Origin of the sequence: Deinococcus budaensis, from assembly GCF_014201885.1 — a bacterium.
GTDB lineage: Bacteria > Deinococcota > Deinococci > Deinococcales > Deinococcaceae > Deinococcus > Deinococcus budaensis.
Genome location: NZ_JACHFN010000018.1, coordinates 45,817 through 60,000 on the forward strand (window position 1 = coordinate 45,817; position 14,184 = coordinate 60,000).

General features: G+C 66.4%; 15 protein-coding genes and 1 pseudogene. 14 read left to right on the forward strand and 2 right to left on the reverse strand.

Translation table 11 applies throughout. The features are described from left to right. Positions 1-66: 66 nt before the first annotated feature. The 3 genes from HNQ09_RS16915 to HNQ09_RS16925 all read left to right on the forward strand — a co-directional run bounded on the left by HNQ09_RS16915 (position 67) and on the right by HNQ09_RS16925 (position 2,850). Complete coding sequence (locus HNQ09_RS16915) at positions 67-1,569, forward strand: hypothetical protein (protein ID WP_184031603.1); 1,503 nt, start codon at positions 67-69, stop codon at positions 1,567-1,569. A gap of 156 nt (positions 1,570-1,725) precedes the next feature. Further along, positions 1,726-2,166 carry a hypothetical protein gene (locus tag HNQ09_RS16920; protein ID WP_184031604.1) on the forward strand — a complete coding sequence of 147 codons (441 nt, stop codon included), beginning with the start codon at positions 1,726-1,728 and terminating at the stop codon, positions 2,164-2,166. Between the two features lie 90 nt (positions 2,167-2,256). Then, positions 2,257-2,850, forward strand: coding sequence for a hypothetical protein (locus HNQ09_RS16925; RefSeq protein WP_184031605.1), 594 nt, complete (start codon positions 2,257-2,259; stop codon positions 2,848-2,850). 28 nt (positions 2,851-2,878) lie between these two features. Here the strand turns inward: HNQ09_RS16925 and HNQ09_RS16930 are convergent, their stop codons facing one another. After that, positions 2,879-3,085 (reverse strand): hypothetical protein, encoded by a 207-nt coding sequence (locus tag HNQ09_RS16930; protein ID WP_184031606.1) that lies wholly within the window; start codon positions 3,083-3,085, stop codon positions 2,879-2,881. A gap of 12 nt (positions 3,086-3,097) precedes the next feature. Next, entirely contained in the window at positions 3,098-4,897 is a 1,800-nt protein-coding gene (locus tag HNQ09_RS16935; protein WP_184031608.1) for a hypothetical protein, read from the reverse strand. Positions 4,898-5,091: 194 nt separating this feature from the next. Between HNQ09_RS16935 and HNQ09_RS16940 the strand changes: the two genes are divergently transcribed. From HNQ09_RS16940 to HNQ09_RS16990, 11 genes and pseudogenes are all read left to right on the forward strand, one after another. Next, positions 5,092-5,409, forward strand: a complete 318-nt coding sequence (locus HNQ09_RS16940; protein ID WP_184031609.1) for a hypothetical protein — start codon at positions 5,092-5,094, stop codon at positions 5,407-5,409. Positions 5,410-5,425: 16 nt separating this feature from the next. Continuing rightward, entirely contained in the window at positions 5,426-5,761 is a 336-nt protein-coding gene (locus tag HNQ09_RS16945) for a hypothetical protein (RefSeq protein WP_184031610.1), read from the forward strand. Positions 5,762-5,777: 16 nt separating this feature from the next. Further along, the gene (locus tag HNQ09_RS16950; RefSeq protein ID WP_184031611.1) at positions 5,778-8,375 is read left to right on the forward strand and encodes a VirB4 family type IV secretion system protein; all 2,598 of its coding nucleotides are present in this window, start codon (positions 5,778-5,780) and stop codon (positions 8,373-8,375) included. Next, positions 8,372-9,376, forward strand: coding sequence for a hypothetical protein (locus HNQ09_RS16955; RefSeq protein ID WP_184031612.1), 1,005 nt, complete (start codon positions 8,372-8,374; stop codon positions 9,374-9,376). Before HNQ09_RS16950 ends, HNQ09_RS16955 begins: the two co-directional genes overlap by 4 nt. Continuing rightward, positions 9,373-10,686 carry a hypothetical protein gene (locus tag HNQ09_RS16960; RefSeq protein WP_184031614.1) on the forward strand — a complete coding sequence of 438 codons (1,314 nt, stop codon included), beginning with the start codon at positions 9,373-9,375 and terminating at the stop codon, positions 10,684-10,686. Before HNQ09_RS16955 ends, HNQ09_RS16960 begins: the two co-directional genes overlap by 4 nt. Continuing rightward, on the forward strand, positions 10,644-11,159 hold the full coding sequence (locus tag HNQ09_RS16965) for a hypothetical protein (RefSeq protein WP_184031615.1): 516 nt from the start codon (positions 10,644-10,646) through the stop codon (positions 11,157-11,159). Before HNQ09_RS16960 ends, HNQ09_RS16965 begins: the two co-directional genes overlap by 43 nt. Next, entirely contained in the window at positions 11,156-11,518 is a 363-nt protein-coding gene (locus tag HNQ09_RS16970; protein ID WP_184031616.1) for a hypothetical protein, read from the forward strand. Before HNQ09_RS16965 ends, HNQ09_RS16970 begins: the two co-directional genes overlap by 4 nt. 251 nt (positions 11,519-11,769) lie before the next feature. Further along, positions 11,770-12,276 (forward strand): annotated as a pseudogene (locus tag HNQ09_RS19355) (AAA family ATPase); the annotation flags it as partial. A 364-nt stretch (positions 12,277-12,640) separates the two neighbouring features. Then, positions 12,641-13,201, forward strand: a complete 561-nt coding sequence (locus HNQ09_RS16980) for a hypothetical protein (RefSeq protein ID WP_184031618.1) — start codon at positions 12,641-12,643, stop codon at positions 13,199-13,201. A 66-nt stretch (positions 13,202-13,267) separates the two neighbouring features. Next, positions 13,268-13,855: a hypothetical protein gene (locus HNQ09_RS16985; RefSeq protein WP_184031619.1), complete on the forward strand. Its 588-nt coding sequence runs from the start codon at positions 13,268-13,270 to the stop codon at positions 13,853-13,855. Positions 13,856-13,911: 56 nt separating this feature from the next. Further along, positions 13,912-14,055, forward strand: a complete 144-nt coding sequence (locus HNQ09_RS16990; RefSeq protein WP_184031620.1) for a hypothetical protein — start codon at positions 13,912-13,914, stop codon at positions 14,053-14,055. Positions 14,056-14,184 lie beyond the last annotated feature (129 nt).

Genomic DNA, 14,184 nt, shown 5'->3' on the forward strand with positions numbered 1-14,184 from the left:
GGGTGTGCTCACGGCCTCCCGTCCGTTCACAACTTGAGTACCTATGGCATCCCCTCGCTCCCTGAGTTGCCCACCCTGCCCATCAGGCCGACGCTTCCGGGGCCGCTTCCCACCCTGCCGAAGTTTCTTCCCAACCTCGGCCTGCCTGCCGCCGTCCCGAGCGAGGCAGCGGCGAACGCCCAGCCGCGCAACACCCGGAAGCCGGACTACAGCGGCCTCTCCAACATCTTCAGCTTCGCGGACACCCGCCTCGAAACCGTCCCCAAGGGCAAGGTGCCTTACCTCGAAGTCATGAACGTGGGCGCGTTCCGCACCTACACGCAGAACGCCAGCCGTTGCCGCGCCGCCCAGGCCGCCGGGCAGCGCACGGACGCCAGGACCTGTCCGGCCCACGTCTGGCAGGTCCCCTACAGCCTGGAGAGCGCCAGCGTGCGCGCAGCGACCGACCTGCGCCGGGCCTGGCAGCGCCTGGAGGACAGGTACTACTGGCGGGCGCAGGTCGAACTCAACAACCCTGGCCTGTACCTCGCGCAATGCCTGATCGACACCAGCCGTGGCCTGAAGACCACCCCCCCGGAGGTCCGGGTGACGGTGGCGGCGAGTGACGTGCCGGAGGCCTTGCGGGGGCGCATCCCCACCAGCTCGCCCCAGAACAAACTCCAGCTCGACGACTACTGGCCGTGGCCGCAGGTGCCCGCCCAGGACTACTGCGAGGGGGTGCAGCCGACGATCCTGCCGGGCGTACCCGACATGTACCTGCCCGGCACCTGTTTTTACTTCGTCGTCAAGTTCTGCATCGAGGGCCAGCAGTGGCGGCGCTACGCCCTGAACCCCGCCGCCCCCGCGCCGATCTACTTCAATGAGGCCGCCGCAAACGCGCGGGTGCAGCGGGCCGTGAAGGCCGCCCACACGATCTACTTCGCCCAGTACCAGCGGAACGTGCTGGAGGCGCTGTTCAACCCTGAGAACACCTACTTCTTCGCGCTGCCCTGGCGCTCCCTCGTGCCGGGGGAGGGGGCGGTCGTCGCGCCGGTCATGTCGTACAGCACCGACGTTCGGCCACTACGCGCCGTGGCGGAGACGGCCCGCACGCGGCTAGACGGGCTGCTGGGCTTGAACGCCTATGCCTACTACTTCCAGCGGGCGTTCCGCTCGCCGACGCTGGGCGCCCACCTCCTGCCGGGGAGCCAGGACGTGCAGGGCTCGCCCCCCGGGGTCTGGGCCTACGAGGAGTTCAAGCGGCTGCTGCCGCCGACCAACCCGCGCTGGAGCGAGGACCTGGGGTACGCCACCTTTTTCGAGGCCTTCAACACCACGAAGACCACGTTCCTGCCCGAGCCCGCGAGCGCCAAGCCGCTGCGGCAGGTGGTGTATTTCGCCACCGGCATCAATGTGTACGGGCTCAATCCCGTGCCAGTCCCGCAACCCATGTTGCTTCCGCAGTTCGCTGCCGGTCTGCCCTTTGCGGGGCTGCAAACGCAGTTCGACTGGCGCAGCGTCGCCGAGGGCTACCAGGTGCCCCGGGTGCAGGGCACGCCGCTGTTCGATTACGCCCCCCTGATTCGCTGAAGGAGCTTTCCATGTCAGATCGAGACAACGAGCCCAACACGACTCAGCCTTTCTTCAGCCCCAGGCCCGTGCTGAAGACTCCGATCCCGCATTGGGTTAGGAAGTCACGGTATGACGACCAGGCGCTGATCCCCTGAAAGGAAACCAATGCGGAGAATGTTGTTGACCTGTCTGCTCACCACCGGAGTGACGGCCGCGCAGGCTGTCCCGGCGGCGCCTAAACCCTCGACCCTCAGTAACCCGCAGGCCGTGGTACGCCTGCTGCGCGGCGAAGTGCTGCTGATCGGTGACGAGTTCCCCAACGTGACCTTCCAGCAAGGCGTGCTCGCGCTGCTGCGCTCCGGGACGGTCAAGGTCCGCGTGCTCACGACACGCCGCGCCGCGCCCAGCCTGGCCGCTCTCAAGCGTGCGGGCGGCCAGGTCTACGTGATGCCGGGCGACACGGCCATGAACGGGGCGAGTCTGATCCTGTCCGGCCCGGACACGGTGATCGTCGCCACCGGGGCGCGGAGTTGGGCCGTGTACAAGAGTCCGCTGCTCGCCACCCAGGTCAAAGGGAGCCTGACGGGCTATTTCACCTACGCCAAGCTTTACTGACCTCCGACCCTCTGGCAGAGCGGCCCCGACCGGGGCCGTTCCTCTTTTTGTGAGCGATTGTGGCGCCGGTTGGGTATGCTGTTCCACGCCGTGCCCAAGTATGACGACCTGATGAGAGACCTGATGATGTGGGGCGCCATGCTCAGTGCTGAGGCGATGGCCCGCTACGGCCGGGGAACCGTCCTCGAAGCGCAACGCAACAACCTCATCACACGGCACCGATTGCATGACGTGACGATCTACTCCGCGCGAGGACGTAACCTCGCGCGTCACCATTACAGCGAGAGCCAGAAAGCCAACCTGCTGGCACCTAACACCATCCTCTCCGCCCTGCTGCTGCGCCTCGCACTGCGCGAGTTGGGCACCGAAGGCGTGCGGCTCCAGCCGCACGCGCCGGTCAATTCTCCGGCCGCCCGGCACCTGGCCGTCTCCGTAGGCCATGAGCCCAGCCTGGTCGTCATCTCGCGGGTGGAGTTGCCGCCGCGCACGCTGCAACACATCACCAATCTGTACCTGACGTTGACCGAATTTGAGCACGCCCAATTTGTGGCCTACACGCTCGACCCGACCCTCCAGGAGCGTCCACAGATGTTGAAAAAGCGCCGGGTAGAACTGCGGCTGCGTGCCCGCGAGCAGATCTTGAAGTATCCAGATTCCTCCACGGAAAAGGAGCGGCCCGAGTGACCGCTCCGCATGACATTTAGAGTGCTGACTACCTGAGTCGCCGCAGCGCCAGCAGAAAGACGAAGATAGCCACGACCTCGGCGAGAGCAGCCGCGAGAAGAGGGTCCAGGGTACTCACCGAACGGGCCAGGAGTGCCGCGCCACCCGGCACGACGAAGACGATCAGGAAGACCGCTCCGTAGAGAAGCAGGTGAAGTTGGCGCCGTGGGACGGTGGGTTCAAGGCTTTCAGGCATAACTTCCCCTCCTTACCTGCCCGACAGGCCGCTCAGGATCACGAACGTCGTTCCTGACGGAAGCTGGGCGACCGACGAGAAGACCTGCGTTTCACCCTGAACCCGGAACACCCGGGCGGCCTCCCCGGCAAGGGTGCTCAACAGGGAGGGGGTGTTACGGGTGGTCGTGGCGAAGTTGCCGCTCACGGTCGTGGTGCCGCTGCCCACCAGATTCTCGGCATAGGTCGAAAGCCCGTTGATCGTTTGACGCACGAGCTGCTGCCCGAGCTGGGGCGCAACCGCCTTGATAGGGGCACTCAGTCCTTGCAGGAGATTCCCCCCCTGGGCCTGGTAGGCGAGGGCCTGCACGTCATAATACTTCCCACCCCGGTACAGGCGGGTGAACTCTAGGTTGACCCGCCCGAGCTGCACGTCCACCGTGGCCGTGCCGATCCAGGTTCCCTCGGGTGAAGTGGCAAGGACCGGAACCTCGCCGCGCGCCGGGGCGTTAATGCCCGTCACGAGCTGCGCCTGCACCTGCTGGGTGGGGTCGAAGTTCGGCGCGTCCGTGTCGGTCGGTACGTCCGCAAAAGTCAGGCCGCCCGCCTGCCCGGGTGCAGACGTGCCGCTGCGGGCCGGGGGATCGCCCGCCTCGAAGAGGAGGGCGCTCGACGCGGCCGACGTGTTGCCCGCGACCTGCGCCTCGCGCTCGGGTCCGGCCTCGAACACCAGGGCGTTGTCCGGGGCCTGGGCACCCGCCGTGCCTGGCGCCGCCGCCGGAGTCTCGTTCTGGTAGATCAACGTATTTCCCTCCTCGGCGTCGGAACCGCCGAACGGCGGGGGCGGGGGGGAGGACTCGGGTGAGGGACGGCGCTGGATTCCCGTCTCCGGGCTGCGGGCGGGCGCAGAGCCCAGCAGAGCCTCATCCCCGCCGAAGGGCGGAGGAGTGGGTGCAATGGCCGCAGGCAGGGGACGGCGCTGGACTTCTGTCTGTGGGTTGCGGGCAGGCGTGGGGTCGGGCAGAGTTTCGTCCCCGCCGAAGGGTGGGGGAGTGGTTTCAACGGCCGCAGGCAGGGGACGGGTCACGGTCAACGGCCTGTCTTGCTCTGACGAAAGGACCACGGGCGGACGAACGCTGTCCTGACGGGTGGGTGCGGCGGGTGCCGGGGAGGAAGCCGGGGCCTGAAAAGGGCTTTCCTCGCGGGGCGGAGCTGGAGCAGAGGCCTCGACCTCAACGCTGGTCAACCCGGGGGGGGGCGGAGGGGGACCGCCGTTCGCCGGACGCTGGCCGTCCCGGTTGGTGAACGGGGAGTCGTGGTCTGCATCCTCCGTGGTCTCGGCTTGCGCCCTTTTGGGGTTCTCCCCGGCACGCTGACGGGTCTCCTCGGTCTCCCCCTGGTCCGGCTTTGACGTGGCTTCCGTGACGGGTTGAGTGGGCGGGGCCTCGGTCGCTCCCGCATCCCCCTGGTCAGCCGCCGGTTTCTTGGCCGGTAGATACGCCCCGGAGACGTTGGCCCCCGACTCTGCCGACGCCGCCTGACTTACCTGCTGCGCGCGGGGAGGTGGAGTGAGGCTCAATGTCCAGAGCACCAGGCCGCCGCCGATGACGGCGGTGAGGGTCCAGACGCCGCTCTTGCTCTTGTCCCAGATCCAGGTGCGGCCGTCGAGGGCCTGGCGCATGAACAGGGTACGGCTCAGGGAGGTCCACTTCTCCCGTGTCCAACTTCCCTTGCCTACCCGTTGCGCGACCGGCACGCTGGGCTCGTCCTCCGCGAACCAGGCCTCTTCCAGCTCACGCGCGAACGCCGGGTGCGTCGCGCGAAAGGTGGTCATGAAGTCGAGAAATGTCCCCCGGTGTTCACCCGGGCTGGGAATGGTCGCCTGGCTCCCGGAGGCGGCCAGCTCATCTTGGATTCTCGAACGGGCAACCTCATACTTTTTCTCTCCCATAACAGATTAATGGTACTTGAACGGAATAGTTTTGCCAAATAGAATCCCAGGTGGGTAACCCCCACCAGGAGGAAGTGATGAGTCGAGTCAAGTTGCTGCTGTTGCTGTTTCCCTTCTTGCTGTCCTCGGCGCTCGCGCAGGTGCTTGACCCGACGGCCAGCAGCCCGGACAACGTGTTCAAGGCGACCGGCTGTTTGATTGTCAAGTGGGGCACCGGGCTGCCCTTCCTGGGCCTGCTGTTGGTGGTCGGCCTGGGAGGCTACTTCGTCGGCAAGGCCATTCAAGACCGTGTTGGAGGCGACAAGGTGGCGCTTTTCTCAAGCGGTGGTGGCGTGCTCGGCCTCGTGTTGCTGCGCGCCATTCTGAGCGCCACCATCGGACAGACGTGCGCCTGAACGGGGAGGCCCCCCCATGTTGAAGGGATCGCGGGTCGAGGGCATGGATACCGACACGCGTTACGGCGTGTTCGGCTCGTTCCAGCTTTGGGAGGGCCTGGCGCTCCTGGCAGCCATCATCCTGCCCATGTCGATTGCCAGCAACTACCGGCTACCGTTTTTCCTGACCCTGCTGGCGCCGCTGGTGGGCTTCATGGTGACCCTGTTCGTGATCTTTTACCTCCGCAATATCGAAGACCACGAGCCCCGCAAATTCGACACCTGGTACGGGTGGTACACCGGGCCGGATTACTACGAGGTGCGCCCCGACCCCCACCCGGTCCCCGTGACCCGTAGGCCGAGCGAGCTATGACCTGGAGGCCAAGCGTATGACCAAGAGGCGCCGCGACCTGCGGCGTCCGTCCGTCTGGAAGGACCCCGAGACGGGCGGGCGCACCGCCAACGTGTTGCAGTACCAGCCTTACTACGATGTCGTGACCGACATTCTCGCCCAGCCCAGCGGCGCGATGCGCCGTACCGATCCCGGCGTCATGCTGCTTGAAAACGGTCTGACGGCCGTTGGGGTGATGCTCCGGCCACCGCCCCGGCTGACCATGACCAAGGACGTGCTCGACGGACGACTCAAGGACTTGCAGCGGGCCCTGGCGATGAGCGTGCCCGAGGGCATGACCGCCCGGGTCTACGTGCGGAAGGTGCAGGTCAGCCGCGAACGCCTGAAGGGCCTGTGGCGTCAGGGTGTGAGCGACAACCCGCTGGCGAGCTACCTGTACGGCGAGCGGATGAAGCACCTCGACGACCTGCGCCGCCGCGACGTGCTGCGGGAGTGGATCTATTTCGCCACCCTCGACGTGCGTTCCCCCGTGCCCTTCACGTCGGACGCGCCCCCAGCTCCCGAGGCCCTGGGCAGGATCGTCGCCCACGCGTGCCAGAAGCGCGAGGAATTCATCAAAAACCTGGCCGCCGTCGGGTATGGCGCGCGCCCGATGACGGCCGACGAGATCAAGCGCGAGTGCGACGTGTACCACAACCCGGACACCCGTGGCGCTCCCCACGCGCCCCTGATCCTGGAAGGACCGGCCCGCTATGCGAACTCGCCCGAGGTCAATGGAGAACCCGATCACCTCACCTTCAGTCGGCAGGTTTTTCGCACCCCCATCAACCTGGAGGGTCACGCGCACACGGTCGTTGGCAGCACCCTCGTCTACGCGCTGAGCCTGTACGGGCTGCCGACCTTCAGCGAGTTCGGGCTGTTCGACGAGATCGCCACCGGGCTGACCGAGGGTGACGTGACCTTCGTGCTGGAGTACCACCACCTGTCCTACCAACTCAACCGCGAGAAGCTGGAAAGCGCCAAGCGCGGTGTCGAGGGTGAAAAGGACAGCAGTGGCAGCGCCGCCGCCCGGCACAGGCGGCTCAGCAGGACGCTTGAACACGTGTACGACAACCGCGACCGCTTCTGGATGACCGGCTGCACCGTGCTGCTTTACGGGCGGGGAGAAGAGCAGCAGGCCGAGATGCTGACCCAGGTGGGAAGTGCCCTGTCGCATTTCAACACCGTGCGCGTCGTGCAGCACGGCTTTCAGAGCGGCAAGGTGTACAAGGCCCTGGCCCCGTTCAACGGCGGTCGCACCCCGTTCCCGACCCGCCTGGTGGGCAGCAACGCCATCGGTTACCTGCCCGCCATCGGGCCGTTTGAGGGGGTTGGCAGTCCGACCCTGGTGTACCGCAACCGCAGCGACAGCCTCACGGTGTTCGATCCCTACCACCTGGGCACCCAGGCGCAGCATTTCCTGATGCTGGCGCCGACCGGCTGGGGCAAGACTTACCTGGTCATGAGCGTGCTGTTCGCGCTGATCTACCACCACAATCCGCGCGTCAGCGTGATCGACCAGAAGCCCGACCTGCGCGACTTCATCCTGGGCATGGGCGGCCTGCACGTCATCCTCGGGGCAGAGTCGCCGCACCGCATTAACCCGATGGACCTGCCGCCGGGAGAGACGGCACCGGACACCGGCAAGATGGATTTCCTGATCGCGCTCTACCGGGCCTTTGTACCGCCCGGACAGGACAGCGAGCGGACGGCCGCGCAAAACGTGCTGCTCACGAACGCGGTCCGGCACGTCTACCACGCCGCCACGGTCAGCAGGCGTGCGCCGCGGCTGCGCCAGGTGCGGGCGATGCTGGGCGGCATGACCACCCGGTTCGACGGCACGCCGCTCACACCGGACCAGATGGAGATGGCGCGCGCCATGAGCCTGATCATGACGGGCTTTACCGGCGACGACACCGACTGGGGCAAGGTGATCGACCAGTACACCAACATCGAGATCGACGCGCAGTACGTGTACTACGACCTCGGCAAAATCAGCCCCCAGTCGCAGCAGCGGCGGGTCGCCATGCTGATCGCCTACGACCGGGTGTGGCACGACGCCCGCACCCAGGCGGGCAAGAAGCTCCTGTTCATCGATGAGCTGGGCGTGCAACTGGAGTCCGAGGTGGACCAGAAGTACTTCGCAGAGACCGCGCTCCTGGCCCGCTCGTTCGGCCTCAGCGTGGGCGGCGCGACCCAAAGCCCGCTGCACCTCAACAAGATGCCCGCCCTCAAAGACGCCTTTCAGTTCCACTGGCTGGGGCGCACCAACAGCGAGACCGCTCTCCGGGCCATGCAGGAAGACCTCGGCATGCCCGAGGCCGTGGTGAAGGCCGTGCCGTCCTTGCAGCAACTCAGCGCGATGTACAGCGAGTGGGTGCTGGTCTACCAGCCGTCGAGCGGCACCCATCAGGGCGAGATTCTGCGGATCGAGGAAAGCCGGGCCTTTTACTGGCTCGCCACCAGCCGCGACGACGAGGCCAAGCGGCGCACAGCTGCCTTCACCCGGTACGGGGGCAACACCGTCGCCGCGCTGGAGGAACTGGTCGGCGCCGAGCAACACCGGGAATCAACACGGGGGGGGGTTGTGGCATGAGGAGGACCCTTGCACTGACGGCCCTGCTGCTGGGGAGCGCGCAGGCGGACGCGTGGGACGACATCGGTACCTTCATGCAGTCGGCGTGCAGCACCACCCAGCAGGTCGGCGGCAACGATTTCGATTGGCTGTGCAGCATCAGCAGCTCCTACGGCTTCCTGGTGGACAACATCGTCAACGGCGACTGGGAGGCGTTCGCCCGCGAGGTCATGGGGCAGTACGGCTCGCAGCTCGTGGGGTACTTCGCGGGTGAACTCGGTTCGGGGAACCTGAACAAGATCACGGCCGACATCGACGAGGCGTTGCGCGGCACCTACGCCGAGACCCGCTCGGCGCTGCTGGGGGCCATGACGCGCACCCTGCGCGCCCAGACCCGGGGGCAGAAGGACGACAACGAGGGCCTGCCGGTCACCACGGCGGGCGGCCTGGCCGACTACAGCGCGAACGCGCACCCGATCCTGCGCGTCGCCCAGGACGCCGGGCGCTACCAGCGCACGGCCGACATGTTCGCCGGGCTGATGCAGGCGGCCAAGGCCAAAAAGATCAACGAGGAATCCCAGCGGGCTGTCGAGAGCGCCCTGCAACCCGCCATCACCAACGCGGCCGGTGTCGTGGGGGTGCCTGGCGTCCGTCCGGGCTTCGCCGACGCGCAGACGGCCAAGGCCAAGACGGCGCTGTCCACCCGGGAGGTGAATGAACTCTCGCTGGGCAGCTTCAACGAGTTTTTCAAGGCTTACATGACCACCAGCGTCGCGGAGCTGCAACTGCTCACCGAGATCGCCAAGCAGGGAGCGCTGACAAACACGCAACTGCTTCAGGGCTACCAGACGGGGATGAACGACCTGGTGAGCAGCAACAACGACCTCAAGACCGAGTTGGAGGAGGTTGCGGCAGAGCACCTGAACGAGGCGGAAAGCTTGATGCGCCGGATCGACCTCCAGCTTGAGTCCACCCAGGCCCTGCTCCGGTTTGACGGAACTGGCACGGGAGGGACGCCGTGAGGCTGCTGTGGTTGCTGGTGCTGCTGTGCCTGAGCGTGGCAGCGGCGGCAGGCTCACCGGAGGCGGAGCAGATCAAGCAGTACCTGCTGGGTACCTCCCAGAACTCCACGCTGGGCGAGTACCTGAACGTGATCGGCGGCAGCCCCCTCAAGGTGCTGTACGCGGACACCCAGAAGATCGCCCATCCCTACATCATCAACACGGCCGTGGGGTTCGGCTTGACCCTGACCGTGATAGGAGCGGTGCGCGCGTTCGCCAAGCACAGTGTCGAGGGCGGGAGTCACCAGAAGCTCGGGCAGATCATGGTCCGCCATGCCATCGCGGCAGGCGTGATCGTCGTGTGCGCCTCGCCCGCCCGTCCTGCCGTGGAGACCACCCTGTACGGCGTGCGGGTTGCCTATGTGGCCGGGCACAAGCTGTTCGCCAACGACCTGGAACACCGGATGGAGGAGACCAAAAAAGGGTTCGCCACCATCCTGGCGAACACCGTGCAGGCGGGCACGATGGTCGCCGGGGCCAAGGCGGTCGGTTCCGGCGTGGCGAAGGCGGCGGGCCGGGCCGCTGCGGGCCGGGGCGGCACCATCGGCGGCAAGGTCGCCGGTGGTCTCAAGACGGTGGACGACGCGGCCACCCGGGGCGTCGTGGGTGTTGCGGGCGGCGTGTTCGGCGCCCTGGGCGGCAACCTGGGCGCCATGCTCGACTTCCTCAATCAGTATCAGGGGCTGCTGGGGACCCTGGGGCTGATGGGGGCCATGCTCGGCATCCTCGTACCGGTGTTCGTTGGGGCCTGGGCACTCGGCCAGGGACGGATCGCCTACATGGGGCTGCTGGGCTGGGTCGCCATGATGATGGCGATTCTGCCGCTACCGGGCATTCTCAGTATTGCGGTCGAGAAGGCCTTTGTCGCCCCCAGCAAGATCGCCCAGAAGTATGAGCAGGAAATTGGTCTGTTCGCCGCCGCCTCCGAGAAGTTGGCCCAGCAGTCCGCGCAAACCATGAACCGCGAGGCGGAGCAGGTCATCAAGCAGTGTGAGGCGGAGGCGAGGAGTCAGAGTATGCAGGCGTCGAGTCCCTGCACGAACTACGGGCAGGACGGTTTCTTGCAGGGGTTCTACAGCGGCATCGGCAAGAACTTGCAGACCATCGGCCTCCGCATTCAGCAGGCCCTCGGTCTGGTGGTCGATCAGGTGGCCGGAACCATCGTGACGCTCCGTAGCCTCACCTCCGCCGTGCAGGTTGGTTTCTGGGTTCTGTTGGGGTTCATCACATGGGTACTCTCTCTTTTCGGTTTCAGCTCATACCGGCGCTGACGCTGACAGCCGCGCTCTCCAGTGCGGCCTCGGCGGCTCCCGTCGGCTACGACCAAGTGCTGGACGCCATCGGCGTCGCGCAGCGCCGGGTGCTGCTGTATACCCCAGCGCTCACCGACCCAGGGCTCACGGGTGCCCTGCGCGAGGCGGTGCTCGACACCGCCCGCGAGACGCCGGTGTACGTGCTGACGGTGCCCTTCTTCTCGTACAAGCCCGAGAGCGGTGTGAACACGCTGGCCCTGGTCGGAGCGCTCGTGCATGAGGCCCAGGTGGACAGCCGCTTGGCGGTCCTGATCGTGGACGACCACGTGTTCGTCAGCAAGACGCTGGGGCGGGTGCCCCGGCCCAGCGACATCGAGTACCTGCCCGGCAAGGTCAATACCTACCTGAACTGGTACAAAACGGCCCTCGGAAGCGCGCGGAGGGTGTCACGGCTGGACGCCGTGCAGCGCATCAAGGAGATGGCAAAATGACGACTTCGTTGCCCCATAACGACCCGCAGAGCCCCACCGAGAGGACCACCCTGGTTCCGAAGGGCCGGGAGGACCGCGTGAGCGCCCAGAAGGGCCTTATCGAGGTGATCATGCAGCCCTACACCCTGGTCAGCCTGGTGCTGATCGGCGGGGGGCTGGCGATCAGCTTCATCGATCCCAAGGGCCTGGTGCTGCTGCTGGTCGCCGTGGTGATTGTGCTGGGTCTGCGGCTGGGCTACACCACACGCCAGGGCGTGCGTGAGGGGAACGACCTCCAGCGCCGCACCATCACGCTGCTGCAACAGCAGAACGCCCTGTTGGCCCGCCAGGTGCCGCGTGATGACGAGGGGCGGCGGTGAAGTACCCGGCCATCCGCGCCCGCGAGGATCTGGAACTGCTGGAACCCTTCCTTCCCCATGACGCGCGTGAGCTGCTGGGAGACGACTTCGAGCGCCTGGACGAACTGCGGCTGCTGCTGGAACAGCCCTTCTGTGCCCTCTTTTCAGGAGAAGAGGAGTACCGGGAGTACCCGCTGACCATCACGGGCGCCCATATGTCGCTGATGCTCAGCGTCACCGAGGAGGCCGGGGGCTTCCGCGACGACAACCGCATGGGGGTCGAGGGCACCGGGCACCGCATCAGCCGCATCCGCCAGCGCGGCCACACCATCGGCTACACCATCCGGGTGGGGCGGTATTTCGACGGGATCGGCCTGCCTCTGGTCCCTTACCTGTGCGAGGAACCGAGCATGCTGATCGTCGGCGAGGCGGGCAGCGGCAAGACCACCCTGTTGCGCGGCATCCTCCGTCTGATCGTCACTGACCCGCGCCTCCGCAAGTACCGTTGGCGCACCGTGCCGGTGGACACCAGCGGGGAGATGTGCGGAGCGGGCAGGATCGTGCATGCGGCCTTGCAGGGCGTCGTGAACATGCCGGTGGACGCCAAAAGCGAGCAGGCCAAGGTCATCCTGGAGGCGACGACCAACCAGAACCCCCGAATTATCGGAGTGGACGAGATCAACAAGCTGGCCGAGGCGGAGGAAGTGGCCGACGCGATGAAGTACGGCGCGCGGCTGATCGGCTCGACGCACGGGCGGGACTTGCGCCTGGTTCATGCGAACAAGAACCTGGCGCCGCTCTTTTCCCCGGAGCCCGTGTTCAGGTGGGCGGCGCTGGTACGTTCCCGGGGCGTGGTAGAGGTGTATGACATGCGCGAGGCGTTGCCAGTTCTCAAGGCGGGCGGCCAGCCGACCGGAAAGCTGCTGGAGGTGTGAGGATGCGGGGAGTGGGACGTGTGCTGATGTTCTGCGTCGAGGTCGTGATCGACACCCTCGTGACGCTCATGACGATGTTCTTCGGGGGCGTCGGCGAGGCCTCCAGGTCGCGGCGCAGGCTATCGGCGCCCGCTTTCCCGGCCGAGTCGAGCTATGGGCGGCGTGAGCGGCGCCGGACGCGGCCCAGGGGTGCGCGCGGGCCGGGAGAATGACGCCCAGGCGTTGGGCGCCGCTGGTGGTGGGCGTGCTGATCGCTGCCCTGGTCGCCGTGCTGCTGATCGGCCGTGGAAGTCGGGACCAGACGGGGGCCTACGTCGAGACCATCAATGCGGGCCTTGAAGAGCTGGGGGAGAACTGCGAGCCGTTCCCCTCGGTGGGGCGACTCACCACCGAGCAACTCCGGGGCCGAGTGCCCAAGATGCGCGACTTTGAGCGTGTGGGGTTGCTCAAGGCCGAGCGGTACTACTCGGAATACGGGCGGGCCGCCGGGTTCACGACTGGGTACGACGTGCGGCTCACCTCGCTGGGGGAGCGGTACTACCGACCCGGAGAGGGCTTCTGCTACGGCCGGGGCGTTGTGACCAGGTTGCTCAATGTCGTGCCCAACGAAGAAACGCGTGACGTGGAGGTGACCTACGAGTACAAGCTTGAACCCTTTCCCGACTGGGCGGGGAAAGTGGGGATCGACGAGCTGTACGAGGCGAGCGTCGTGCTGCGGCCCACTAGAGGCGGCAGGTACGTCGTCAGCGATGCCGTGGACAGCCCATGAGCGGCCCGGAAGAGCCCTGCCCCCGCAGCCGTGCGGGGGCTTTTGCTGGAGGGCTACACTGACGACATGAGCGACCACCACCAGCTCGTGCTGACCCCTGAGCCGCGCTCGGCCAAGGCGCGGCGCCCGGTGTACGCCCATGCGATCCTGCACGTCCGCGCGACGCTCGAAGTGACCCCGGAAGGCGTGGAGGCCGTGGTGAGTGGGGTGCGCCTACCGCTCGCGCTCGCGGACCGGGCCGCGCGGCAGCTCGCCGAGGCCCCGCCGGTGCCCGGTCAGATGCAGCAGCTCAGCCTGTGGCCGCGAACGACCGAAGACGGGGTGTTGGAAGAGCGGCCGGTGCTGTTCCAGATCATGCCCGCCAAGGCCGCGGACGCCAAACCCCAGCTCGATGTGGCCGGGGTCGTCGAGGCGGTGTTGAAAGACGAGGGCCTGCTGCGTGTGCGGATCGACCCGAACGCGCGCACCAACTTGACTCAGCCTTTCAGCCTGCACCTGTGGACACCGCTGGAGGGCCTAGAGCGGCAGTACGTGGGGCGCACCGTGCAGGTGTTCGGAGAGTGGCGTTCAGGGAGCGGACGGCTGGTGGTCAGCTCGACCCGGCGAACCGATCTGGCGTCGGCCAGACAGACGGAAGAACAGCAGGCCTCATAGTTGGAAGGCGACCAATGAAAGCCTAGCTTGACCAGCTATCAACAGGGGGGAAGGGGATGCGGGTGGTTTGGTTCTTTGTTGGTGCGCTCTCGGCGGTGGCGAAGGCGGCGGTCTGGATCATGGACACCACCGAGCGGAACAACCGGGAGTTGCAGGGGTTCATGCCCAGGTACGACCGTGACGGCAACGACGAGGAGTGAAGCGCCCCCACCAACAGCGGCCCCCGAAAGGCGGGCCGCTTTCCTTGGCTTTTAGTAAGCGACTTCGTATATGATATTCCTATGCGCGGCGCAATCCTATTGGTGATTCTGCTTATTGTTATGATTACT

Bases quoted from the DNA above. Each gene is read 5' to 3' on its own strand.
- HNQ09_RS16920 (WP_184031604.1), top strand. From the start codon at position 1,726: ATGTTGTTGACCTGTCTGCTCACCACCGGAGTGACGGCCGCGCAGGCT.
- HNQ09_RS16930 (WP_184031606.1), bottom strand. From the start codon at position 3,085: ATGCCTGAAAGCCTTGAACCCACCGTCCCACGGCGCCAACTTCACCTG.
- HNQ09_RS16935 (WP_184031608.1), bottom strand. From the start codon at position 4,897: ATGACCACCTTTCGCGCGACGCACCCGGCGTTCGCGCGTGAGCTGGAA.
- HNQ09_RS16940 (WP_184031609.1), top strand. From the start codon at position 5,092: ATGAGTCGAGTCAAGTTGCTGCTGTTGCTGTTTCCCTTCTTGCTGTCC.
- HNQ09_RS16945 (WP_184031610.1), top strand. From the start codon at position 5,426: ATGTTGAAGGGATCGCGGGTCGAGGGCATGGATACCGACACGCGTTAC.
- HNQ09_RS16950 (WP_184031611.1), top strand. From the start codon at position 5,778: ATGACCAAGAGGCGCCGCGACCTGCGGCGTCCGTCCGTCTGGAAGGAC.
- HNQ09_RS16955 (WP_184031612.1), top strand. From the start codon at position 8,372: ATGAGGAGGACCCTTGCACTGACGGCCCTGCTGCTGGGGAGCGCGCAG.
- HNQ09_RS16965 (WP_184031615.1), top strand. From the start codon at position 10,644: ATGGGTACTCTCTCTTTTCGGTTTCAGCTCATACCGGCGCTGACGCTG.
- HNQ09_RS16970 (WP_184031616.1), top strand. From the start codon at position 11,156: ATGACGACTTCGTTGCCCCATAACGACCCGCAGAGCCCCACCGAGAGG.
- HNQ09_RS16980 (WP_184031618.1), top strand. From the start codon at position 12,641: ATGACGCCCAGGCGTTGGGCGCCGCTGGTGGTGGGCGTGCTGATCGCT.
- HNQ09_RS16985 (WP_184031619.1), top strand. From the start codon at position 13,268: ATGAGCGACCACCACCAGCTCGTGCTGACCCCTGAGCCGCGCTCGGCC.
- HNQ09_RS16990 (WP_184031620.1), top strand. From the start codon at position 13,912: ATGCGGGTGGTTTGGTTCTTTGTTGGTGCGCTCTCGGCGGTGGCGAAG.